22 protein-coding genes are annotated in these 21995 nt (G+C 67.3%); 5 read left to right on the top strand and 17 right to left on the bottom strand.

What is annotated here, in order from left to right:
* Positions 1-9: 9 nt before the first annotated feature.
* The 7 genes from WS66_RS28670 to argB all read right to left on the bottom strand — a co-directional run bounded on the left by WS66_RS28670 (position 10) and on the right by argB (position 6912).
* A complete protein-coding gene (locus tag WS66_RS28670; protein ID WP_059607482.1) occupies positions 10-1056 on the bottom strand; it encodes a M48 family metallopeptidase in 1047 nt (348 codons plus the stop codon).
* Positions 1046-2467, bottom strand: coding sequence for an AmpG family muropeptide MFS transporter (locus tag WS66_RS28665; protein ID WP_059607480.1), 1422 nt, complete (start codon positions 2465-2467; stop codon positions 1046-1048). The genes WS66_RS28670 and WS66_RS28665 overlap by 11 nt, the downstream gene beginning before the upstream one ends.
* Positions 2468-2592: 125 nt before the next feature.
* Positions 2593-3201, bottom strand: a complete 609-nt coding sequence (gene metW / locus WS66_RS28660) for a methionine biosynthesis protein MetW (protein ID WP_059607478.1) — start codon at positions 3199-3201, stop codon at positions 2593-2595.
* Positions 3198-4343, bottom strand: a complete 1146-nt coding sequence (metX, locus tag WS66_RS28655; protein ID WP_059607476.1) for a homoserine O-succinyltransferase MetX — start codon at positions 4341-4343, stop codon at positions 3198-3200. Before metX ends, metW begins: the two co-directional genes overlap by 4 nt.
* A gap of 252 nt (positions 4344-4595) precedes the next feature.
* A complete protein-coding gene (gene slmA, locus WS66_RS28650; protein ID WP_059607472.1) occupies positions 4596-5258 on the bottom strand; it encodes a nucleoid occlusion factor SlmA in 663 nt (220 codons plus the stop codon).
* Positions 5225-6016, bottom strand: coding sequence for a pyrimidine 5'-nucleotidase (locus WS66_RS28645; RefSeq protein ID WP_059607470.1), 792 nt, complete (start codon positions 6014-6016; stop codon positions 5225-5227). The genes slmA and WS66_RS28645 overlap by 34 nt, the downstream gene beginning before the upstream one ends.
* Positions 6013-6912: an acetylglutamate kinase gene (gene argB / locus WS66_RS28640; protein ID WP_059534964.1), complete on the bottom strand. Its 900-nt coding sequence runs from the start codon at positions 6910-6912 to the stop codon at positions 6013-6015. The genes WS66_RS28645 and argB overlap by 4 nt, the downstream gene beginning before the upstream one ends.
* Positions 6913-7207: 295 nt before the next feature.
* Here argB and WS66_RS28630 point away from each other — a divergent pair, with 295 nt between their 5' ends.
* The 3 genes from WS66_RS28630 (at position 7208) to WS66_RS28620 (ending at position 9507) form a co-directional block, all read left to right on the top strand.
* Positions 7208-7432 carry a cysteine-rich CWC family protein gene (locus tag WS66_RS28630; RefSeq protein WP_059607468.1) on the top strand — a complete coding sequence of 75 codons (225 nt, stop codon included), beginning with the start codon at positions 7208-7210 and terminating at the stop codon, positions 7430-7432.
* Between the two features lie 112 nt (positions 7433-7544).
* Positions 7545-8951 (top strand): ATP-binding protein, encoded by a 1407-nt coding sequence (locus WS66_RS28625; protein ID WP_059607466.1) that lies wholly within the window; start codon positions 7545-7547, stop codon positions 8949-8951.
* Positions 8952-8964: 13 nt separating this feature from the next.
* A complete protein-coding gene (locus WS66_RS28620; protein ID WP_044847841.1) occupies positions 8965-9507 on the top strand; it encodes a response regulator transcription factor in 543 nt (180 codons plus the stop codon).
* 83 nt (positions 9508-9590) lie between these two features.
* Here the strand turns inward: WS66_RS28620 and hslU are convergent, their stop codons facing one another.
* The 9 genes from hslU to lpxL all read right to left on the bottom strand — a co-directional run bounded on the left by hslU (position 9591) and on the right by lpxL (position 18932).
* Positions 9591-10934, bottom strand: coding sequence for an ATP-dependent protease ATPase subunit HslU (gene hslU, locus WS66_RS28615; RefSeq protein WP_059607464.1), 1344 nt, complete (start codon positions 10932-10934; stop codon positions 9591-9593).
* 10 nt (positions 10935-10944) lie between these two features.
* A complete protein-coding gene (hslV, locus tag WS66_RS28610; RefSeq protein WP_006760749.1) occupies positions 10945-11481 on the bottom strand; it encodes an ATP-dependent protease subunit HslV in 537 nt (178 codons plus the stop codon).
* A gap of 237 nt (positions 11482-11718) precedes the next feature.
* Positions 11719-12135, bottom strand: coding sequence for an RNA polymerase-binding protein DksA (gene dksA, locus WS66_RS28605; RefSeq protein ID WP_006477498.1), 417 nt, complete (start codon positions 12133-12135; stop codon positions 11719-11721).
* A gap of 494 nt (positions 12136-12629) precedes the next feature.
* Positions 12630-13700 carry a CobW family GTP-binding protein gene (locus WS66_RS28595; protein WP_059607463.1) on the bottom strand — a complete coding sequence of 357 codons (1071 nt, stop codon included), beginning with the start codon at positions 13698-13700 and terminating at the stop codon, positions 12630-12632.
* Between the two features lie 198 nt (positions 13701-13898).
* On the bottom strand, positions 13899-15113 hold the full coding sequence (locus WS66_RS28590) for a class I SAM-dependent rRNA methyltransferase (RefSeq protein ID WP_059607461.1): 1215 nt from the start codon (positions 15111-15113) through the stop codon (positions 13899-13901).
* Positions 15114-15189: 76 nt separating this feature from the next.
* Positions 15190-16110: a tyrosine recombinase XerC gene (xerC, locus tag WS66_RS28585; RefSeq protein WP_059607459.1), complete on the bottom strand. Its 921-nt coding sequence runs from the start codon at positions 16108-16110 to the stop codon at positions 15190-15192.
* 10 nt (positions 16111-16120) lie between these two features.
* Positions 16121-16846 (bottom strand): DUF484 family protein, encoded by a 726-nt coding sequence (locus WS66_RS28580; RefSeq protein ID WP_059607457.1) that lies wholly within the window; start codon positions 16844-16846, stop codon positions 16121-16123.
* Positions 16847-16882: 36 nt separating this feature from the next.
* The gene (gene dapF, locus WS66_RS28575; RefSeq protein ID WP_059607455.1) at positions 16883-17752 is read right to left on the bottom strand and encodes a diaminopimelate epimerase; all 870 of its coding nucleotides are present in this window, start codon (positions 17750-17752) and stop codon (positions 16883-16885) included.
* Between the two features lie 295 nt (positions 17753-18047).
* Positions 18048-18932 (bottom strand): lauroyl acyltransferase LpxL, encoded by an 885-nt coding sequence (lpxL, locus tag WS66_RS28570; protein WP_059607453.1) that lies wholly within the window; start codon positions 18930-18932, stop codon positions 18048-18050.
* Positions 18933-19197: 265 nt separating this feature from the next.
* Between lpxL and metK the strand changes: the two genes are divergently transcribed.
* The gene (gene metK / locus WS66_RS28565) at positions 19198-20385 is read left to right on the top strand and encodes a methionine adenosyltransferase (protein WP_059607451.1); all 1188 of its coding nucleotides are present in this window, start codon (positions 19198-19200) and stop codon (positions 20383-20385) included.
* Between the two features lie 117 nt (positions 20386-20502).
* Here metK and WS66_RS28560 read toward each other — a convergent pair whose 3' ends face one another.
* A complete protein-coding gene (locus tag WS66_RS28560) occupies positions 20503-20844 on the bottom strand; it encodes a hypothetical protein (protein ID WP_059607450.1) in 342 nt (113 codons plus the stop codon).
* A 353-nt stretch (positions 20845-21197) separates the two neighbouring features.
* On the opposite strand from WS66_RS28560, the gene WS66_RS28555 reads away from it, so the two are divergent.
* Positions 21198-21971 carry a phytanoyl-CoA dioxygenase family protein gene (locus WS66_RS28555; protein WP_059607448.1) on the top strand — a complete coding sequence of 258 codons (774 nt, stop codon included), beginning with the start codon at positions 21198-21200 and terminating at the stop codon, positions 21969-21971.
* The last annotated feature ends 24 nt before the right edge of the window (positions 21972-21995 follow it).

The following is a 21995-nucleotide window of genomic DNA, read 5'->3' as shown; positions in this document are numbered from 1 at the left end:
ATGCGCCGCTCAGCGCCGCACGATCTTGCGCCGCTGCGCGCTGATGCCCGCGTAGTCGGGGAGCGTGTCGACCCGTTTGCCGACTGCCTTCGCATACAGCGGCATCAGGTCCGGCAGGCGGTTCAGCAGATCTTGCCGCCGCGCGGCGTTGTACGGATGCATGTAGATGAAGCCCGAGGTCCTGTTCGCGCGCGTCGCCGCCGCTAGCTTGTCCCACAGCGTGATCGCCGCGCGCGGATCGAAGCCCGCGCGGGCGGCAATGTCGCCGCCGATCACGTCGGCTTCGGTTTCGTCGGTCGGGTCGTAGCGCAGCGTCTGCAGACGCGCGCCGAGGTTCAGCGCCTGCGGCAGCGGCTCGCCGACGCCGAACAGCGGCGGCAGCGAGGCCGCGCGCAGCGACGTTTGCGACGTCGTGCTGAAATTGCTGCGTGCGTGTTCGCGCAGCGCATGCGCGATGCCGTGCGCGAGCAGCACACCGAACTCGTCGTCGTTCAGGCGGACGCGATCGAGCATCCCGCCGTACACGAGCACCTTGCCGCCCGGCAGGCACGTGACGCGGATGTCGCGCGAGCGGATCGCGTTGACGTCCCATGCCCAGTTCTTCACGCGATCGTTCCACTTCACCGAATACGGCGCGAGCTTCATGACGATCGCGCGCAGTCGCTTCACGCGCGGCTGGTTGGCGGGCAGCAGACGGTCGCTGTCGGCGGCCGCCTGCACGATCTGCGCGTATTCGCTCGTGGTGAGCTGCTCGAGCAGTGGCGACGGGATCAGCGTGCGGAACGCGATCGCGTTGCCGTAGCGCACCTGCTGCGACGTCGGCGTATAGGCCTTCGCAGGCGCGGCGGCGCCGGTCGGCTGCGCGGCTTCGGCGGCGGACTGCGCAACCGGAGCGGCGGGCGTGGACGGCGCAGCCGGCGCGCCGGCGGGCGCGGAGCCGGCCGCAGCCGCACTTGTGTCGGTCGCATGCACGCTTGCCGCCGCGCCGAGCGTCGCGATGCCGACGCTCAGCGCGGCGGCGACGCGTGCCGCGCGATGCAGTCGATCATTGCGCACGGCTGGCCTCGCCGTTGCGCGCGGTGCCGTTCCACGGCGCGATCTTGAACAGCAGCAGCATGCCGGGGATCGCGAGCGCGGTGCACACGATGAAGTAGTCGAACCAGCCGATCTTCGCGACGATGAAGCCGCTCGCGGCCGAGGCGAGCGTGCGCGGCACGGACGCGAGACTCGTGAACAGCGCGAACTGCGTGGCCGTGTAGCGCGGATCGGTCGTGCTCGCGATATACGCGACGAACGCGGCCATCGTCAGGCCGGTGGTGAACGTTTCGGCGGCGTAGACGAGCGCGAGCGCGACCGTCATCGGGCTCAGATGCGGCGTGACCTCGAAGCCGAAGACCGACAGGAGCGACGCAAGCGCGTGACTTGCCGCGACCGTGAAGTCGTAAAGCACCGCGAGCACCGGCGAGCCGGGGCCGACCTGCGCGAGCCACGCGAAGCCGAGCGTCGACACCATCTGCAGCGCGCCGAAGATCCACAGCCCGCGGCCGATGCCGATCTTCACGAGCCAGATGCCGCCGACGATGCCGCCGGCAACGCTCGCGACGAGCGCGGTGGTTTTCGCGACGATGCCGATTTCGGTGCGCGTGAAGCCGATGTCGAGGAAGAACGACGTCGACAGCGTGGTGGCCATCGTGTCGCCGATCTTGAACAGGAAGATGAACGCGATGACGAGCAGCGCACCCCTCCAGCCGTCGCGCTGGATGAATTCGCGGAACGGCAGCACGATCGCGTCGCGCAGGTTGCGCGGCGGCGCGCCGATCACCTCGGGCTCGCGCACGACGAGCGTCATCAGGATGCCCGGCAGCATGAATGCGCCGGTGATCGCGAACACGACGTCCCACGCCATGTGGTCGGACAGGATCAGCGCGAGCGAGCCGGGGATCAGCGCGGCGAGCTTGTACGCGTTCACGTGTATCGCGTTGCCGAGGCCCTGCTCGGTGTCGCGCAGCAGCTCGCGACGGTAGGCATCGATCACGACGTCCGCGCTCGCGCCGAAGAACGCGACGAGCGTGGTGAGCGCGGCGACCGTCCAGATCGAGTCGCGCGGCGACACGAAGCCGAGCGCGGCGATCGCGCCGGCGACCAGCACCTGCGTGAGCAGCAGCCAGCCGCGCCGGCGTCCCGGCCGCCAGCCGGGCAGGCGCGGGATGTAGCGGTCCATCAGCGGCGCCCACAGGAACTTCCACGTATACGGGAACTGGATCAGCGCGAACAGGCCGATTTCCTTCAGGTTCACGCCCTCGGAGCGCAGCCATGCCTGCACGAGGTAGACGAGCGTGAAGAGCGGCAGCCCCGACGTGAAGCCCAGGAACACGCAGATCAGCATGTGCGTGTTCAGATAGGCGCGCCAGCCGGGGTGATCCTCGTGAGCGGTGAGTGCGGGCGCCTCGTGTGGCCTTTTGGACATGGACAGAAACTGGGTAGCGTTGACTGATTGCGGCGGCGGCGGCGGCGGCGCGGGCAGCGCGGGCGGCGCAGGAGGGGCGGCCGCACGCGGGTGCGGGCCGGATCATCCGTCAACGGCTCCCCGGCTCAGCTGCGCTTGACGCGGTAGACAGCAAGACTACCACGCCAGTTCGCTCCCCATCGAATCGGCTGGCCTTCGTGCAGCACGATGCGGTCGAGGATCGTGACGCCGACTTCGGGCGCGAGCGCCTCGAAATCCTTGATCGTCAGCACCCGGACGTTCGGCGTGTTGTGCCACTGGTAAGGCAGCGACTTCGACACCGGCATCCGGCCGCGCAGCACCGACAGCCGGTGCGCCCAGTAGCCGAAGTTCGGGAACGAAACGATGCATTCGCGTCCGACACGCGCGGTTTCGCGCAGGATCGCGGCCGTCTGGTGGATCGTCTGCAGCGTTTGCGACAGGATCGCGAAATCGAAGCTGTGATCCTCGAACAGGCGCAGGCCGTCCTCGAGGTTCTGCTGGATCACGTTGATCCCGTTCTTCGTGCTCGCGAGCACGCCGGCGTCATTCAGTTCGATCCCGTAGCCGGACACGTCCAGTTCCTCGGACAGCAGCGACAGCAGCGAGCCGTCGCCGCAGCCGAGATCGAGCACGCTCGAGCGCGGTTCGACCCAGCGGGCGATCGCACGGAAGTCCGCGCGTGCGGACAGGGAGTTCAGCGCTTGCTGGTTCATGCACCCACCTCGTTGGCGATTCGTTCGTAATACGCGCGGAGCAGGTTGTGATATCGCGCGTCGTCGAGCAGGAACGCGTCGTGGCCGTGCGGCGCGTCGATCTCCGCGTAGCTGACCGTGCGCTTGTTGTCGAGCAGCGCTTTCACGATCTCGCGCGACCGCGCGGGCGCGAAGCGCCAGTCGGTCGAGAAGCTCGCGATCAGGTATTTCGCCTGCGTGTGCGCGAGCGCGGCCGTCAGGTTGCCGTCGAACGCCTTGGCCGGGTCGAAGTAATCGAGCGCGCGCGTGATCAGCAGGTAGGTGTTCGCGTCGAAGTAGTCGGCGAACTTGTCGCCCTGGTAGCGCAGGTACGACTCGACCTCGAATTCGACGTCGAAGCTGAAGTTGTACGCGTCGAGCGCGCCGTCCGCGCGCCGCAGCGCACGGCCGAATTTCTCGGCCATGTCGTCGTCGGAGAGATACGTGATGTGGCCGATCATCCGCGCGACGCGCAGGCCCCGCTTCGGCTTCACGCCGTGCGCGTAGTAGTTGCCGCCGTGGAAGTCGGGATCGGACAGGATCGCGGAGCGCGCGACCTCGTTGAACGCGATGTTCTGCGCGGACAGCTTCGGCGTCGACGCGATGTCGATACAGTGGGCGACGCGGTCCGGATACATCAGGCTCCATGCGAGCGCCTGCATCCCGCCGAGGCTGCCACCCATCACGGCGGCAAAGCGCTCGATGCCGAACGCGTCGGCGACGCGCGCCTGCGCATGCACCCAGTCCTCGACGGTGACGACCGGAAAGCGTGCGCCATACGGCTTGCCGGACGACGGATCGATGCTCATCGGGCCGGTCGAGCCGAAGCACGAGCCGAGGTTGTTCACGCCGATCACGAAGAAGCGGTTGGTGTCGAGCGGCTTGCCCGGGCCGACCATGTTGTCCCACCAGCCGGTGCTGCGCGGATCGTCCGCGTAGATGCCGGCGACGTGGTGCGATGCGTTGAGCGCGTGGCAGACGAGCACCGCGTTCGAGCGCGCGGCGTTGAGCTCGCCGTACGTCTCGACGACGAGCTGATAGTTGCCGATCACGCTGCCGCTTTGCAAGCGCAGCGGTTCGGCGAAGTGCATGGTCTGTGGAGCGACGATGCCGATCGATTCCATTCGTTCCGCCTTATGACTGGGCGGCTAAACGGTGTCGGCGATGCGCGGAGGCGAAGGTGCGCGGCTGACGACCTCTTTAGCCGCATTTGTAGTGAACCGCCGGGACGAAGACGCATCAAGGCCCTGGTCGGTTCGCGCGCCCGCAATCGAGTCAGCAAATCGGCGCGCTTCCGACCCGCCACCAAAGTGGCAGGTCGAAGGAGTATAGCGGAATTCCGCGGAGCGCGGATTTCGCGGGCCGGCTGCGCCCGGCTACTGCAGGATCAGCCGCAAATGCGCATCGGCCTGCTCGCCGGGCGGCCTCTGGAAGCCGCCTTTCGCGAACCGGTGCCACTTGCCGATCACGTAGCTGACGAGCAGGCTCGCGCGCGCGGCGGGATCGTAGTCGGCCGGCAGCACGAACGGCGCGGCGCCATCGGGCGCCTGCGCCTCGGTACGCGCGACCCGCAGGCACTGCTTGAGGGTCGCCTCGATCCGGTCGAGCAGCTGGTTCACGCGTTCGGTGAGCCGCTCGTCCTCGCCGACCAGCGCCTCGCCCGTCAGCACGCGCGTCATGCCCGGATTCTTCGCCGCGAAATTGAGCATCGTCAGCGCGATCGTGCGCGCCTGCTGCACGCCGTTCGGCTCCTTCGCGACGATCTGGTTGACGAGCCCGAACAGTGCCTGCTCGATGAACTCGATCAGGCCTTCATACATCTTCGCCTTGCTGGTGAAATGCCGGTACAGCGCGGCTTCCGACACGTCGAGGCGGGCCGCGAGCGCGGCCGTCGTGATTTTTTCGGGCTTCGGCGCCTCGAGCATCGCGGCGAGCGTCTGCAGGATCATCACGCGACGCTCGCCCGGCTTCGGGCGCGTGCGGGACGGCGTGGCCTGGTCTTCCTTTACGGCTTGGTCCTGCGGGTAAGTCGGCTGCATTTCTGTCGCCCCGATCGTGTGCCCAGTCGGAGCGATTTTAACGAACGAATGCGCTGGTCGACATATTGCGGGCGGCCGATGTTCGGCAGATGGCCCGGCAGGTGCCCGGTGATCCACACCGTGCCGATGCCGAGGCGCTTGTAGCGCTTCAGGTGGCTGCGGGTATCTTCGACGAGGATCGCGTCTTCGAGCCGCGCATGCGCGGCTCGAAGAATCCGGCGCAGCATCGTGTGGTCGGGCTTCGCGCGCCATGTGCGACGGTCGCGCATGTGCTCGATCGCGATCACGCGCTCGAACAGGCGCTCGATGCGCAACTCGCGCAGCACCGCGCGCGCGTAGTTCTCGGGCGCGTTGGTCAGCACGAACTTGCGGCCCGGCAGCGCGGCGACGATGCGCGCGAGGCCGCGCTCGGCGCGCAGCATCGCGGGCAGGTCGGAAAACGTGTGGACGACGCGCAGGAAGTCGTGCGGATCGATCGGGTGATGGCGCGCGAGGCCGAGGAGCGCGGCGCCGTAGCGCTGCGTGTAGCCGGTGCGCAGCCGGTCGGCTTCGGCACGCCCGACGTGGAGCGTGTCGATGATGTACTGCGTCATCGCGCGGTTGATCTCCGGAAAGATCGCGTGCGATGCGTGATGGAGCGTGTTGTCGAGATCGAACAGCCAGACGGGCGCGCCGGCGCGCGGCCGGCTGCGGGAGATGCGCCGGCGTCGCAGCGACGCCGGCAGGTCGGGGCTGGAGGTTTTGCGGCGCGCGCTCAATGCGAGCGGATCATCGTGCCGAACGGCTGCTCGGTCAGGATTTCCAGCAGCACCGAGTGCTCGATCCGGCCGTCGACGATGTGCACCGACTTCACGCCGCTCTTTGCAGCGTCGAGCGCCGACGAGATCTTCGGCAGCATGCCGCCCGAGATCGTGCCGTCCGCGAACAGCGCGTCGATCTCGCGCGCCGACAGATCGGTCAGCAGGTTGCCGTCCTTGTCCATCACGCCGGGGATGTTGGTCATCATCAGCAGCTTCTCGGCGTTCAGCACCGTCGCGAGCTTGCCCGCGACGAGGTCCGCGTTGATGTTGTACGAGAGGCCGTCCTCGCCGAAGCCGATCGGCGAGATCACCGGGATGAACGCGTCGTCCTGCAGCGCCTTCACGACCGCCGGGTTGATCGCCTCGACTTCGCCGACCTGGCCGATGTCGATGTACTGGCCCGGATTGTCGCGGTCCGGCATCAGCAGCTTGCGTGCGTGGATCAGGCCGCCGTCCTTGCCCGTCAGGCCCACCGCATGGCCGCCGAAGTGGTTGATCAGCATCACGATGTCCTGCTGGACTTCGCCGCCCAGCACCCATTCGACGACTTCCATCGTCTCTTCGTCGGTCACGCGCATGCCCTGGATGAAGGTGCCGGCCTTGCCGATCTTCTTCAGCGCGTGATCGATCTGCGGGCCGCCGCCGTGGACGATCACCGGATTGATGCCGACCAGTTTCAGCAGGATCACGTCGCGCGCGAAGCCTTGCTTGAGCCGCTCTTCCGTCATCGCGTTGCCGCCGTATTTGATCACCACGGTCTTGCCGTGGTAGCGGCGGATGTACGGCAGTGCCTCCGCGAGGATTTCTGCCTTCAGCGTGGGGGCGATCTGCGAGAGGTCGATGGGCTCGGACATGGCGGCGGCTCTGGCTGGGAACGGTTGAAACAGGGCGAATTGTACAGGAGTGGCGCAGCGCAGCATCGGGTTTTTGGGCTGGCCGGACGGCCGATCGCGCGGGCCGGTCGCCACGCGCGGCGGCCCGCCGGCCATGGTGCCGGACCCCGCACGGGGCGCCCGCGGCGGCGGGGTGGACAGCGCGACGGCCTGCGTCGGCGGCATGCATCGGCCGAGCGGCCGACGTGCAAAATCCGTCCGCCGCGCTATGCTTGTCGCGTAGGGTGACGTTCCTGCCCGCTTCCGCGTTTCCGCCATGACCGATACCGCCGCCGACGCCCGCTCGACGCCGCGCCGCGCGCGTTGCCCGCGCTGCGGGCGCGGCTTCGACTGCGGCGCTCGCACCCAGCCATTCGACTGCTGGTGCGCGTCGATGCCGACCCTGTCCGGCGGCGCGCCGCCGGCGGCCGGTACGCGCTGCCTCTGCCCGGAGTGTCTCGCCGCCGAGATCGCGCAGCGCATGGCACGCGAGGCCGGCTGACGGCGCGGGCCCGTGCAACCCGACTCGACGCCGGCTCGTCCGGTGCGCCGTCCGTCCTCGCTGAACCGGCCCCCGATAGAGGTGCCGGGCGCTAAACGGGTAAACTGCCCGGATGCAACGAATTACCACCACCGGGCGCGTCAACCTCAGTCACCTGTTCTGGCTGCGCAATCTCGCGATCATCGGCCAGCTCGTGACGATCGGCGTCGTGCAGACCTATTTCGGCGTGCATCTGCCGTTGCCGGCGATGCTGATGGTCATCGCGCTCGAAATCGTTTTCAACGCGCTGACCTGGGTGCGCGTGCTGCGCGCGCGGCCCGAGACCAATTTCGAGCTGCTCGGCCAGCTGTGGGTCGACCTCGGCGCGCTGTCGGCGCTGCTGTTCCTGTCGGGCGGCACGACCAACCCGTTCGTATCGCTGTACCTGCCGTCGCTCGCGATCGCGGCGGCCGTGCTGCCGTGGCACCTGATGATCTGGCTCGCGGCGTTCGCGGTCGCGTGCTACGCGGCGCTCGGATTCGATTCGGTGCCGCTCAACATGGACAACCCGGCGAATCTGTTCGACTACTACCGCACGGGGATGTGGGCGAACTTCATGGTCAGCGTCGGGCTGATCGCATGGTTCGTCGCGCGCATGTCGAACGCGTTGCGCCAGCGCGATGCGGCGCTCGGCGAAGCGCAGGCGCACCTGCTGCGCGACGAGCGGGCGGTCGCGCTCGGCGTGCAGGCCGCCACCGTCGCGCACGAGATGGGTACGCCGCTGTCGACGATCGCAATGCTTGCGGAGGAGCTGCGCGATGCGGCGCGCGCCGATCCGGGGCTCGCGCGCTACGAGGCCGACCTGAGGGTGCTGGAAGAACAGATGACGCTCTGCACGTCGGCGCTTGCGCGCCTGCGCAGCCGGGCGAGCGCGCCGGCGAGCCGCCAGCCGGTGGACGACTGGCTCGACACGTTCGTCGAGCACTGGCGCCTGAGGCATCCGCACGTGCAGTTCGAACTGCTCGGCGCGCGCCCGTCGGGCGTTGGGCTCGACGACACGGTCGCGGCCGGCCAGATCCTGACGATCCTGCTCGACAACGCCGCGCGGGCGAGCCCGCACCGCGTGACGCTGGCCGCGAAGCTTGCGCACCACGAGCGGGCTGCGGACCAGATCGAATTCGAGGTATGCGACGACGGCCCCGGCATTCCGGCCGCGCTGCGCGAATCGCTCGGCTCGATGCCGGTCGACAGCACGCAGGGCGGCCACGGGGTCGGCCTGTACCTCGCGTTCAGCGCGGCCGTGCGTCTCGGCGGCGAGATCGAGCTGTCCGATGTCACGCCGCGCGCGGGGGGCGGCAACGGGCGCAGCCATGGCGGCGCGAACGGACACGCGGCAGGTGCGTCGGGCCAGCGCGCGACCGAACGAGCGACGGCCACGCCGGACGGCCGCCCGGCCGGCACCCCCGGCCGCGGCACGCGCGCGGTGCTGCGCCTGCCGGTGGCGCGTATCGCGGTGCCGGCCGCCTCAACCAACACGTAGACGGAGAAACCACATGAGCGAGAACAATTTCCTGGTGATCGACGACAACGAGGTGTTCGCGGGCACGCTCGCGCGCGGCCTCGAGCGCCGCGGCTATGCGGTCCAGCAGGCGCACGACAAGGAGGCGGCGCTGCGGCTGGCGGCCGGCGGCAAGTTCCAGTTCATCACCGTCGACCTGCATCTCGGCGACGATTCGGGCCTGAGCCTGATCGCGCCGCTGTGCGACCTGCAGCCCGACGCGCGGATTCTCGTGCTGACCGGCTACGCGAGCATCGCGACCGCCGTGCAGGCGGTGAAGGAAGGCGCCGACAACTATCTGGCGAAGCCCGCGAACATCGAGTCGATCCTGGCCGCGCTGCAGACCAACGCGAGCGAAGTGCAGGCAGACGAGGCGCTCGAGAATCCGGTCGTGCTGTCGGTCGACCGGCTCGAATGGGAGCACATCCAGCGCGTGCTGGCGGAGAACAACAACAACATCTCGGCGACCGCGCGCGCGCTGAACATGCACCGCCGCACGCTGCAACGCAAGCTCGCGAAGAAGCCGGTGCGGCAGTAAGGGGCGCGGCGGCATCGGCCGGGCGCACCAACGAAAACGGGCGGCCCGCCGGGCCGCCCGTTTCGCATTCGACGCCGCGTGCGTTACAGCACGTAGCGCGACAGGTCTTCGTCCTGCGACACTTCGCCGAGCGCGCGATCGACGTACTTCGCGTCGATCGTCACGCGCTCGCTGGCGTGATTGCCGGCCGAGAACGACACTTCCTCGAGCAGCTTCTCGATCACCGTATACAGCCGGCGCGCACCGATGTTCTCGGTCTTCTCGTTGACCGAGTACGCGATCTCGGCGAGGCGGCGGATGCCGTCTTCGGCGAACTCGAGCTGCACGTCTTCGGTGGCGAGCAGCGCCTGGTACTGCTTGACGAGGCTCGCGTCGGTCGCGTCGAGGATCGCCTCGAAGTCTTCCACCGACAGCGAATCGAGTTCGACGCGGATCGGAAAGCGCCCCTGCAGTTCGGGAATCAGGTCGCTCGGCTTCGCCAGGTGGAACGCGCCGCTCGCGATGAACAGGATGTGATCGGTCTTCACCATCCCGTACTTCGTGTTGATCGTCGTACCTTCGACGAGCGGCAGCAGGTCGCGCTGCACGCCCTGGCGCGACACTTCGCCGCCGCTGCCTTCGTTGTTGCGCGACGTGATCTTGTCGATCTCGTCGAGGAACACGATGCCGTTCTGCTCGACGTTCTGCACGGCCTTCGTCTTCACTTCCTCGTCGTTGAGCATCTTCGCCGCTTCCTCGTCGGTCAGCAGCTTCAGCGCTTCCTTGATCTTCACCTTGCGGCGCTGCTTCTTGCCGCTGCCGAGGTTCGAGAACATCGAGCGGATTTGCTCGGTCATTTCCTCCATCCCCGGCGGCGCCATGATTTCCATGCCGGCCGTCGGCTGCTCGAGGTCGAGTTCGACTTCCTTGTCGTCGAGCTGGCCTTCGCGCAGGCGCTTGCGGAAGGTCTGGCGCGTCGCGTTGTTGTCGTCGTTCGCGTGATCCGCGTTGCCGCCGAAGCCCACCGCGCGCGGTTGCGGCAGCAGGATGTCGAGGATGCGGTCTTCCGCCTGGTCGGTTGCCTTGCTGCGCACCTTGCGCATCTCGGATTCGCGCGTCTGCTTGACCGAGATCTCGATCAGGTCGCGCACGATGCTGTCGACGTCGCGGCCGACGTAGCCGACTTCGGTGAACTTGGTCGCCTCGATCTTGATGAACGGCGCGTCGGCGAGCTTCGCAAGGCGGCGCGCGATTTCGGTCTTGCCGACACCCGTCGGCCCGATCATCAGGATGTTCTTCGGCGTGATTTCCGTGCGCAGCGGATCGGCGACCTGCTGGCGGCGCCAGCGGTTGCGCAGCGCGACCGCGACGGCCTTCTTCGCCTTGTTCTGGCCGATGATGTGCTTGTCGAGTTCCGAGACGATCTCGGCAGGGGTCATGGTGCTCATGGTGCGGTCCTTACTCGATCGTTTCGATGATGCGGTTGTGGTTCGTGTAGATGCACATGTCGCCGGCGATCTCGAGCGATTTCTCGACGATCTCGCGCGGGGACAGCTCGGTGTTCTCCGCGAGCGCGCGGGCCGCAGCTTGCGCATAGGCGCCGCCCGAACCGATCGCACAAATGCCGCCTTCCGGGTCGAGCACGTCGCCGTTGCCGGTGATCACGAGCGTGGTGGTCGCATCGGCCGTGATCAGCATCGCCTCGAGCCGGCGCAGCATCCGGTCGGTGCGCCAGTCCTTCGCGAGCTCGACGGCCGCGCGGGTCAGGTTGCCCTGGTGCTTCTCGAGCTTCGCCTCGAAGCGATCGAGCAGCGAGAACGCATCGGCGGTGCCGCCCGCGAATCCGACCAGTACCTGGTTGTTGTAGATCCGCCGCACTTTCCGCGCGCCACCCTTCATGACGATGTTGCCGAGGGTTACCTGGCCGTCGCCGCCAAGCGCGACCTTGTCGCCGCGCCGGACCGAAACGATGGTCGTGCCGTGAAATTGCTCCATCTGCGTTCCTTGAGAAAAACGGGGAAGAGTCGGGCGGCGCGGGGCGCCGCCGCTTGAATCGCAGTGCGCCGGGGAGCGGCCCGGCGCGCGTCCGATTCATTTTAGGGCGGGCGCCGGGATATCAAGAGGGGGAGGCAAATCGGCCGGCGGGCCGGGAACCGGTGCCGGAAAAACAAAAAGCGCGCGGCAGGCCGCGCGCTTTCGGGAAGCAGCGTGTCGGAGCGGAACGCCGCTCGATCAGTCGCCGAACAGCTTCTGGCGCAGTTCGCGGCGCTCTTGCGCCTCGAGTGACAGCGTGGCCGTCGGGCGCGCGAGCAGGCGCGGGATGCCGATCGGCTCGCCGGTTTCCTCGCACCAGCCGTAATCGCCGGAATCGATGCGGGCGAGCGACTGTTGAACCTTCTTGAGGAGCTTGCGTTCGCGATCGCGCGTGCGCAGTTCGAGCGCGTGCTCTTCCTCGATCGTCGCGCGATCGGCGGGATCGGGCACGATCACCGTCTCGCGCAGGTTCTCGGTCGTCTGGCCTGCGTTCTTGAGGATGTCCGCCTGCAACTGTTCGAGCCGATTTTTGAAGAAGGCGAGCTGATCCTCATTCATGTAATCCTTGTCGCTCATCTTCAGGATTTCGGCTTCGGTCAAGAGTTTCTTCGTCATCTGCTTGCTTCTTCAATGTGCGGCAAATCAAGAGATATTGCCTGCACTTTGGGATTACCCGCAACTGCGCTTGCAATCATTTGCGATATGCCGCCGCGGGGCCGAAAGCCTCTGGAAAACCGGTTCTCAAATACCAGGATAGCCCTGGCGCGGATTTGCGCGCGCGGCGAACCGGTGTGCTGCGCGGCAGATCGCATCGGCCGCGGCCGGGTGGCGGATGGGCGATCCGGCGCGGTTGCGATGCCCGGTCAATGGTTCAGCAAGAACCGGGCCTGTTATTGCCGTACTCCAGCGGGCACGTATTGTAACTGAATCGCAAGCGGGCGCCGTATCGGGTCGATCCCCGTCGGCTGCGCCAATATCTAGAAAATATAACGCGCAAATCGCGAAAAAGCGATGACGGCGAAACCCTGCCCGGAAAAGGCACCGCGCAAGCGCCGCGGCCGCCCCGGAAGGCGGCCGCATGGAAGGCGCGCGACGCCGGGCCAGAAGGCTCAGGCGAGGCAGGCGTCGAGGCCGTCGGTGATCAGGTCCTGCGGCAGGTCGACGCCGATGAACACCATCTTGTTGGTCTTCTTCTCGACCGGCAGCCACTTTGCGGCGAGGTCGCTGCCCATCATCTGGTGCACGCCCTGGAACACGACCTTGCGGTCGACGCCCTTCATGTACAGCACGCCCTTGTAGCGCAGCATCCGTTCGCCGTAGATCTGCAGGATGCCGCCGAGGAAGTCTTCCAGCTTGTTCGGGTCGAACGGGCGGTCGTTGCGGTACACGAACGACTTGATCTTGTCGTCGTGGTGCGCGTGGTGGTGGCCGTGGTCGTGATCGTGCGCGCATTGACCGTGATCGTGGTCGCAATGCGCGTGATCGTGATCATGGTCGTGATCGTGGTGATGGTGCGCGTGGTCGTCCTCGGCGAGGAAGTCCGGGTCGATCTCGAGCTTCGCGTTCAGGTTGAAGCCGCGCAGATCGAAGATTTCCTTGATGTCGGCTTCGCCGAAGTTCACGACCTTGATCGTCGCCTTCGGGTTCATGTGCATCAGGCGGTGCTTGAGCGCCGCGACGGCCTGGTCGTCGACCAGGTCCGACTTCGTGATGAACAGGCGATCGGCGAAGCCGACCTGGCGCTGCACCACTTCGTGTTCGTCGAGCTGCGCGTTCGCGTGCTTCGCGTCGACCAGCGTGATGACCGCGTCGAGCAGGAAATCGTCGGCGATTTCGCTGTCGATGAAGAAGGTTTGCGCGACGGGGCCCGGGTTCGCAAGGCCGGTCGTTTCGATCACGATGCGGTCGAAGTCGAGCTTGCCTTCGCGCTTCTTCGCGGCCAGATCGCCGAGCGCGCGTGCGAGGTCGCCGCGGATCGTGCAGCAGATGCAGCCGTTGCTCATCTGGATGATCTGCTCGTTCGTGTCCTGAACGAGGATCTCGTTGTCGATGTTCTCTTCGCCGAACTCGTTCTCGATCACGGCGATCTTCATGCCGTGCTGTTCGTTCAGGATGCGCTTGAGCAGGGTCGTCTTGCCGCTGCCGAGGAAGCCGGTGAGGATGGTGACGGGAGTGGCCATGTCGGTCGCCTGTGGTTCGTGAATCGGGGTCAAAACCAGGATGTGTGCGTCGCGCCGTCGACTCGCGAGCCGGGGCGCACAACCATCCATTGAAACATACCTGTCAAGCCTTCGCCCGTCGTCCGGACGACAGGCTCGAGCGCGTGGCCGCCAGCCGGGCGTCCCGGCGGACGCGGGTGTGCGCGTAGATCGGGGCGATCAGACGATTTGCAACAGCAGGCCCTTCAGATATTCGCCTTCCGGGAACGCGGCGAGCAGCGGGTGATCGACGCCCGCGCCGAGCCGCTTCAGGATCCGCGCGTCGACCTTCGCGTCGGCGGCCGCGCCCGCGACGATCTTCTGGAACAGGTCCATGTCGATCGCGCCCGAGCACGAATACGTGAACAGCAGGCCGCCCGGACGCAGCAGCTTGAAGCCGCTCAGGTTGATGTCCTTGTATGCGCGTGATGCGCGGTCGACGCTGTCGCGGGTCGGCGCGAACTTCGGCGGATCGAGCACGATCAGGTCGAAGCGCTCGCCTTCGTCGACGAGGCGGCGCAGCGTCTTGAACGCGTCCGCGTCGAGCCAGGTCGCGCGCTCGGCATCGAAGCCGTTCGCGACGACGTTCTGCTGCGCGAGCGCGAGCGCGTCGCCCGACGAGTCGATCGACACGACACGGTTCGCGCCGCCCTTGAGCGCCGCGAGCGAGAAGCCGCCCGTGTAGCAGAAGCAGTTGAGCACGTCGCGGCCGGCCGCGTATTGCGCGACGAGTGCGCGGTTGTCGCGCTGGTCGACGTAGAAGCCGGTCTTGTGGCCGTTCGGCACGTCGACGTGATAACGCACGCCGTTTTCGTTCGCGATCAGCGTCGCGGGCGGCGCATCTCCTGCCAGCACGCCGGTCGTCTGTTCGAGCCCTTCCTTGTCGCGGATCGACACGTCCGAGCGTTCGTACACGTTCGGGCAGCCGGTCGCGCCGCTGAGTGCCGCGACGATCGCGTCCTTCCACGCCTCGACGCCCGCCGCCATGAACTGGCACACGAGCTGGCCGCGCGGTGCGGCGCCCGGCTCGGCCGTGTCCGCGACGTAATAGTCGACGATCAGCCCCGGCAGCCCGTCGGCTTCGCCGAACACGAGCCGCACCGCGCCCGTGCCCGACACCATCGTCGTGCGGTGCGCGACCGCGCGCTGCACGCGGCGCTTGAAGAAGGCGTGATCGATCGGCTCGTTCTCGTCGAAGCTCCACACGCGCACGCGGATCTGCGACTGCGGGCTGTACGCGCCGCGCGCGAGGAAGCGGCCGTCGTGCGCGCGGACGATCACGGTCGCGCCGGGCGCGGGCTTGCCGTCGACGCGGTCGATCGCATTGGCGTAGATCCACGGATGGCGGCGCAGCAGCGATTTTTCCTTGGACGGCTTGAGGGTGACGGTTTGCATGATGAGATCGAAAGGGGCCGTGCGCAAAGCCGACCTTGGCCGGTCGCCGCGCGCGGCGGGTAACACGGGAAGCGCGTCAGTCGCGCTTCTTCGCGCGCGGATGCGCGCTGTCGTAAATTTTCGCGAGATGCTGGAAGTCGAGCGACGTATAGACCTGCGTGGCGGAGACGCTCGCGTGGCCCAGCAGTTCCTGCACCGCGCGCAGGTCGCCGCTCGACTGCAGCACGTGCGTTGCGAACGAATGGCGCAGCACGTGCGGGTGGACGTTGGCGGGAATGCCCGCGGCCAGCGCCGCGCGCTTCACGCGGTCGCGCACGACGCCGGGCGCCATCCGGTTGCCGCGCACGGACACGAACAGCGGATGCGGATCGTGCTTCACGAATTCGCCGCGCACGGCGAGCCACGCGTTCAGCGCCTCGATCGCCTTGCGGCCGACCGGCACCTTGCGTTCCTTGTTGCCCTTGCCGCGCACGGTGACTTCGGCTTCGGCGAGATCGAGCCAGCCGGCCGAGCGGTAGCCGTCGGCCTGCGTGTACATGACGTCGAGCCCGACCAGTTCGGCGAGGCGCAGCCCGGACGAATAGAAGAGTTCGAGGATCGCGTGATCGCGGATGCCTTCGGTCGTACCGGCGAGCGGCGCGTCCATCAGTGCCGATGCGTCGTCGACCGAAAGCGCCTTCGGCAGGGTTTTCGGGCGCTTCGGCGCACGCACCGCGGCGACGGGGTTCGCGGGCATCTCGATGCGTTGCGCGAGCCAGCGGTAGAACGCGCGCCACGCGGACAGCCGGTGCGAGATCGAGCGCGCGGACAGCCCGCCCGCATGCGCGCGCGCGACCGCGCCGCGCATGTCGGCAGCCGTGAGCGCCTCGAGCGGGCGGCCGGCGGCGAGCTTCTTCAGTTCGTCGAGTTCGTGCGTATACGCACGCAGCGTGTGTTCCGACAGCTGCCTGACGTGCTTCAGGTTCGACAGGTAGGCGGCGATCGGATCGTCGGTCATGGGCGCGGCATCAGTGCGGCAGCAGGCGCGTGAGCGCGGCGCTCGCGAGCGTCGCGATCTGCGCGAGGAAGTCGGTCGCCATCCCGTCGTGGAAGCGGCGCGGATCGGGCGAGCCGAGCACCAGCAGGCCGAACGCGGGGGCGTCGGTGCCGCCGAGCGGCGCGCGCAGCGCGAGCAGCGCGACCGACGTGGCCGCGCCGTCGCCGGCCGGCGCGGCTTCAGCGCCTTCCGCCGCGTTCGCGGCCGGCGCCGCGAGCGCGGGTGCGAGCCACTGGGCCGCTTCGAATCCGGTGTTCGCGCCGCAGTACGGCGTCGACAGCCCGTTCGTGAACAGGCGCACTTCCTCGCCGACCTGGCGCGCGAAGTCGGCCTGCGAGTAGGTGTCGGCGACGTCCCACACGCGCAGCGCGGTTTGCGGCACGTCGAACACCTCGGCGATGCCGTCGGCGATCGTGCGCGGCAGCGCGTACGGATCGCGTTCCGCGATCACGCGCGCGGTCCAGCGGCTGAACTTCGCGGACAGGCTGTCGTTCTCGTGGCCGTAGCGCACGAGCTCGGCGAGCCGGCGCTCGAGATGCTTGTTCTTGTCGCGCAGCATTTCCATCTGCCGCTCCTGCAGCGAGATCGCGGCCTTGCCGTGCGGATTCGCGAGACGGATCGTCGCGAGCAGTTCCGCGTGTTGCGCGAAGAATTCGGGATTGGCGAGCAGGTAGTCAGCGACTTCGCGATCGTTCATGTGGCTGGAGCGTTCAGTTATCAGGACGTTGCAGGGTCAGACGTTCAGGTCGATCTCGCCTTCGAACACGGTCGCGGCGGGCCCGGCCATCATCAGCGCGGCGGTTTCGTCGCGCGCGCCGTCCCAGCTGATCGTCAGCTTGCCGCCGTGCGTGTGCACGGTTACCGGCGAATCGAGCAGGCCGCGCCGGATGCCGGCCGCCACCGCCGCGCACGCGCCGGTGCCGCACGCGAGCGTCTCGCCCGCGCCGCGCTCGTACACGCGCAGCTTCACCTCGTTGCGCGACACGATCTGCATGAAGCCGGCATTCACGCGCTGCGGGAAGCGGGTGTGAAGCTCGATCAGCGGGCCTTCTTCGAGCACCGGATACGCTTCGGCGTCTTCGACGACCTGCACCGCGTGCGGGTTGCCCATCGACACCGTCGAGATCCAGCGCGTCGCGCCGCCGACGTCGAGCGGCCACAGCGTGTCGTTGCCTTCCGTCCGGCCGTCGAGCCCCGAGGCGTCGAACGGCACCTGCGCCGGCGCGAATATGGGTGCGCCCATGTCGACGACGACTTCGCCGTCGTCCTGCATCGTCAGTGTGATCAGGCCCTTCATCACTTGCACGCGCACGCTGCGCTTGTCGGTCAGGCCGCGGTCGCTGACGAACTTCACGAAGCAGCGCGCGCCGTTGCCGCAGTGCTCGACCTCGCCGCCGTCGCAATTGAAGATCCGGTACTTGAAATCCGCGCCGTCGACGGTCGGTTTCTCGACGAGCAGCAACTGGTCGGCGCCGATGCCGAAGTGTCGGTCGGCGAGCGCGCGCACCTGCGCCTCGGTGAGCGGCGGCAGCGCGCGCGAATAGCTGTCGAGCACGACGAAGTCGTTGCCCGCGCCGTGCATCTTGGTGAACGAGAGTTTCACTGGGTCCGGAATTCCATGGCGAACAGGGCGGTCGGCACGGCGGACGCGGCGTGCCGCGATGGCGTGCGGCGTCGTTCGTCGTGCTGATCTCAACCGCAAATGATACATGCAGCCGACAGGGGCGTCCTGCGTGGGCGGGGCGTCATTCGGGTGGCTGGGCGGGGAAAGCGGCGGGACGGCGGATCCGTGGCTCGCGCAGCAATCGGCCCACGATCTCTGGCAGGGGCGCGCGCAAGGCGCGCCGAAGGTGGCACGGCTGCAGGCGCGCATCGTGCCGCGCGCCCGCGGGTTCGGCTCAGTAGAGGCTCGGCTCGCCGGGCGGGCGCGTCTTGAAGCGCTTGTGCACCCAGTAATACTGCTCCGGCATCAGCGGAATCTGCTCCTCGAGGAATTCGTTCATCCGCCGCGCGTCGAGATCGTCGTCGCCGGTCGGGTAGTTGTCCCACGGCTTGAACACCTTCAGCCGGTAGCCCTTGTAGTTCGGCAGCACCTCGCCGATGAACGGCACGACCTGCGCGCGGCCCGTCTTGGCGAGCCGGCCGACGGCCGTCAGCGTGCACGCCGGCACGCCGAAGAAGGGGACGAACGTCGAATTGCGCAGACCATAGTCCATGTCGGCGCCGAGCATCACCGGCTTGCGGTCGCGCAGCCAGCGCAGCACGACGCGGGCGCTGTCCGCGCGGCCGACCATCTCGGCGTCGAAACGCCCACGGGCCTTCTTCGCCTCTTCCTCGAGCACGGCATTCGAGAACGGCTGGTACAGCGACCCGCAGCGGCGGTGCAGCGAACGGTTCAGCCAGATCGAGCCGGCTTCGATGCCGACGAAATGCAGGCCCAGGAACAGCGTCGGGGGCAGATCCGGATCGGTGAGGTCGACTGCGCTGTCGACCTGGATCAGCTTCGCGAGCTTGCGCTCGGAGCCGAACCACTGGACGCTGCGCTCGACGTAGCTGCGGATCGCGTGGCGGAAGTGCTGGCCCGCCACTTCCTCGCGCCGTTCGTCGCTCCAGTCGGGGAAGCAGAGTTTCAGATTGGTATGTACGATGCGCTTTCGCCGGCTGGGAATCTGGTACAGCAGCCAGCCGAGGCCGTCGCCGAACCGTGCGGTCAAGCCGTACGGCAGCAGGGCGAGCAGCTTCAGCAAGCCGATGGCGAGGTGCGTGCCGAGGCGGCCTAGCATGCGGAATCTCCGTGGGGCCGGCTGGCCGGCACGTTGCGAACAGGGGGGTAGGACAGCGGACGATGCAGCACGAGTGGCGCTCTGTGACAATTCACGAAAGCCGCTATAATACGGGCTTCGCCGAGTTAACTGACAACTTGCGGGGCGAAGCCGGCTGGCGCGAAGCGCGCTGCCCGGTCCTGGTAATCCGCTAAAGCGTCGCCGCTTCAGGCCCAACGAAGCTGGCTACGTGAAACCAACCGTAACCACACAGGAGCCTGAAAAAGTGGCAAACGATTATCTCTTCACGTCCGAATCCGTCTCCGAAGGCCATCCGGACAAAGTCGCGGACCAAATCTCGGACGCGATTCTCGACGCCATCCTCGAGCAGGACAAATACTCCCGCGTTGCAGCCGAAACGCTGTGCAACACGGGTCTCGTCGTTCTGGCCGGTGAAATCACCACGACGGCCAACATCGATTACATCCAGATCGCGCGCGACACCATCAAGCGCATCGGCTACGACAACACCGACTACGGCATCGACTACAAGGGTTGCGCGGTGCTCGTCGCGTACGACAAGCAGTCGCCGGATATCGCGCAAGGCGTCGACCGCGCGCATGACGACAACCTCGATCAAGGCGCGGGCGACCAGGGTCTGATGTTCGGCTACGCATGCGACGAAACGCCGGAACTGATGCCGCTGCCGATCCACCTGTCGCACCGTCTCGTCGAGCGCCAGGCGAGCCTGCGCCGCGACGGCCGCCTGCCGTGGCTGCGCCCGGACGCGAAGTCGCAGGTGACGATCCGCTACGTCGACGGCAAGCCCGATTCGATCGACACCGTCGTGCTGTCCACGCAGCATGCACCGGACATCGAACTGCCGGCGCTGCGCGAAGCCGTGATCGAGGAAATCATCAAGCCGACGCTGCCGGCCGACCTGATCAAGGGCGACATCAAGTTCCTGGTGAACCCGACTGGCCGGTTCGTGATCGGCGGCCCGCAGGGCGACTGCGGTCTGACGGGCCGCAAGATCATCGTCGATACCTACGGCGGTGCCGCACCGCACGGCGGCGGCGCGTTCTCGGGCAAGGATCCGTCGAAGGTCGACCGTTCGGCAGCGTATGCCGGCCGTTACGTCGCGAAGAACATCGTCGCGGCAGGCCTCGCATCGCGCGCGCTGATCCAGGTGTCGTACGCGATCGGCGTGGCCGAGCCGACCTCGGTGATGGTCAACACGTTCGGCACGGGCCGCGTGTCGGATGCGGTGATCACGAAGCTCGTGCGCGAGCATTTCGACCTGCGTCCGAAGGGCATCATCAAGATGCTCGACCTGCTGCGCCCGATCTACGAGAAGACGGCAGCTTACGGCCACTTCGGCCGCGAAGAGCCGGAATTCTCGTGGGAAGCGACCGACAAGGCGCTCGCACTGGCCGAAGCGGCCGGCGTGGAGCCGACGGCACGCGTCGCGTAAGCGTCGTCCGCCCGAAACAAAAAACCCCGGCATGCCGGGGTTTTTTTATGCGCGTCGATCGCCGGCGGGATGACGGCATCGCTGCGATCGTGGCGAGCACTGCCCGCCGGCGCGGCTTCAGCGTGCGCTGAACCCGAACCAGCCGTTGCTGGCCGCGAGGCGGCGCGGGCGGTTGATGCGGCGCTGCGGGCCCAGCGTGCGGCGCAGCGCGAGCGCGCGCAGCGACGACGGCTTCTGCAGCAGCGAGCGTAGGCCGGCGCGGCGTGCGAACGCCTGCGCGCTCATCATCGAGAAGAACGCGTGGAACCAGGCGCGGATGCCGTCCAGCCGGCTGTGCGCGTGCGTTTGCTCGGCGAGCGCCTGTGTGCGTGCGCGGTGATGGCGCAGCGGGCGGGCGGGAGCGGACGGTGCGACGCGCTTCGCAGTGCGGTTGAGACGGGAAGTCAGACGGAATGGCATGTGAACGATGCTTCGCTTGTATGGATGGCGCCCTTGAAAAGCGCACTGGTATGAACGGCCTCGGATGGCGCAACGGATCTTACCGAAAGTCGTTGCGCGCCGCGCCCGCCAGAATTGACAGGCCGCGACAGGCTACAAGGGATTCGTGACGTGCAAAAGTCGCGATAAACCCTTGTGCCGCAAGCGTGTCGCTGCATACCGCCTGTCGCTGAGGCTCGCGCCGCGCCGCACAGTTCCCTTGCGCCAGATCAAATCGACGATTGGCATGCCCCTGCGCACGACAATGGCGCTGTTCGCGGCATCCGGCGCCGATTTACAATCGTCACATTCACACGATAAACGTCTGGCATCCCATGTCGTCTCCATTGCAGTTGGAATCGATCCGCGCGCAAGTCGCGGAATTGCGCGAACGCGGCTTCGTCGTCGCGCGCGGCCTTGTCGACGAGGCGCAGTGCGCGGCGCTCAAGCAGATCGCGGCGCGCCAGTTGCAGGAAGCGGCGGAGCCGATCGAGTTCGAGGCGGATTTGCGCTACCCGGGCGCGCCCGAGTCGAAGCATGCGCCGGGCGGGCATACGGTGCGGCGGCTGCTGGACGCCTACACGCGCGATCCGGCGTTCGCCGCGCGCGCGATCGCACCCGAAATCGGTGAGTGGATGCGCGAGTACTTCGGCGAGCAGCCGGTGCTGTCACGCGCGCATCACAACTGCATGATGACGAAGCACCCCGCGTACGGCAGCCTGACTGGCTGGCATCGCGACTTCCGCTACTGGTCGTTCGAACGCGCGGACATGGTGTCGGTGTGGCTCGCGCTCGGGCCGGAAACGAATGAAAACGGTGCGCTCTGGCTGGTGCCGGGTTCGCACACGGCCGAATTCGGGCCGGAAGCGTTCGACGACGCGAAGTTCTTCCGCAGCGACCTGCCGGAAAACCGCAAGATGATCGACGCGGCAACCTGCCCGTCGCTCCAGACGGGCGACGTCGTGTTCTTCCACTGCAACACGCTGCATTCAGCGGGGCAGAACCGCTCCGACCAGGTGAAGTTCTCGCTCGTCTATACGTACCACGGCGTGAGCAACCGGCCGACGCCGGGCACGCGTTCGGCGGCGAAGCCGGAAGTGCAGTTCTAGCGGCGGTTCGGGCGGCGATGCAGC

The organism is Burkholderia sp. LA-2-3-30-S1-D2 (assembly GCF_001523915.2).
GTDB lineage: Bacteria > Pseudomonadota > Gammaproteobacteria > Burkholderiales > Burkholderiaceae > Burkholderia > Burkholderia diffusa.
This window is presented reverse-complemented; position numbering and strand designations above follow the sequence as displayed.

What these genes read in the sequence shown, in the direction of transcription:
- WS66_RS28620 (WP_044847841.1), top strand. Translation starts at nt 8,965, where the DNA reads ATGAGCGAGAACAATTTCCTGGTGATCGACGACAACGAGGTGTTCGCG.
- WS66_RS28560 (WP_059607450.1), bottom strand. Translation starts at nt 20,844, where the DNA reads ATGCCATTCCGTCTGACTTCCCGTCTCAACCGCACTGCGAAGCGCGTC.
- lpxL (WP_059607453.1), bottom strand. Translation starts at nt 18,932, where the DNA reads ATGCTAGGCCGCCTCGGCACGCACCTCGCCATCGGCTTGCTGAAGCTG.
- dksA (WP_006477498.1), bottom strand. Translation starts at nt 12,135, where the DNA reads ATGACGAAGAAACTCTTGACCGAAGCCGAAATCCTGAAGATGAGCGAC.
- hslU (WP_059607464.1), bottom strand. Translation starts at nt 10,934, where the DNA reads ATGAGCACCATGACCCCTGCCGAGATCGTCTCGGAACTCGACAAGCAC.
- hslV (WP_006760749.1), bottom strand. Translation starts at nt 11,481, where the DNA reads ATGGAGCAATTTCACGGCACGACCATCGTTTCGGTCCGGCGCGGCGAC.
- WS66_RS28580 (WP_059607457.1), bottom strand. Translation starts at nt 16,846, where the DNA reads ATGAACGATCGCGAAGTCGCTGACTACCTGCTCGCCAATCCCGAATTC.
- argB (WP_059534964.1), bottom strand. Translation starts at nt 6,912, where the DNA reads ATGTCCGAGCCCATCGACCTCTCGCAGATCGCCCCCACGCTGAAGGCA.
- metX (WP_059607476.1), bottom strand. Translation starts at nt 4,343, where the DNA reads ATGGAATCGATCGGCATCGTCGCTCCACAGACCATGCACTTCGCCGAA.
- WS66_RS28665 (WP_059607480.1), bottom strand. Translation starts at nt 2,467, where the DNA reads ATGTCCAAAAGGCCACACGAGGCGCCCGCACTCACCGCTCACGAGGAT.
- metW (WP_059607478.1), bottom strand. Translation starts at nt 3,201, where the DNA reads ATGAACCAGCAAGCGCTGAACTCCCTGTCCGCACGCGCGGACTTCCGT.
- xerC (WP_059607459.1), bottom strand. Translation starts at nt 16,110, where the DNA reads ATGACCGACGATCCGATCGCCGCCTACCTGTCGAACCTGAAGCACGTC.
- WS66_RS28555 (WP_059607448.1), top strand. Translation starts at nt 21,198, where the DNA reads ATGTCGTCTCCATTGCAGTTGGAATCGATCCGCGCGCAAGTCGCGGAA.
- WS66_RS28630 (WP_059607468.1), top strand. Translation starts at nt 7,208, where the DNA reads ATGACCGATACCGCCGCCGACGCCCGCTCGACGCCGCGCCGCGCGCGT.
- WS66_RS28595 (WP_059607463.1), bottom strand. Translation starts at nt 13,700, where the DNA reads ATGGCCACTCCCGTCACCATCCTCACCGGCTTCCTCGGCAGCGGCAAG.
- slmA (WP_059607472.1), bottom strand. Translation starts at nt 5,258, where the DNA reads ATGCAGCCGACTTACCCGCAGGACCAAGCCGTAAAGGAAGACCAGGCC.
- WS66_RS28625 (WP_059607466.1), top strand. Translation starts at nt 7,545, where the DNA reads ATGCAACGAATTACCACCACCGGGCGCGTCAACCTCAGTCACCTGTTC.
- WS66_RS28590 (WP_059607461.1), bottom strand. Translation starts at nt 15,113, where the DNA reads ATGCAAACCGTCACCCTCAAGCCGTCCAAGGAAAAATCGCTGCTGCGC.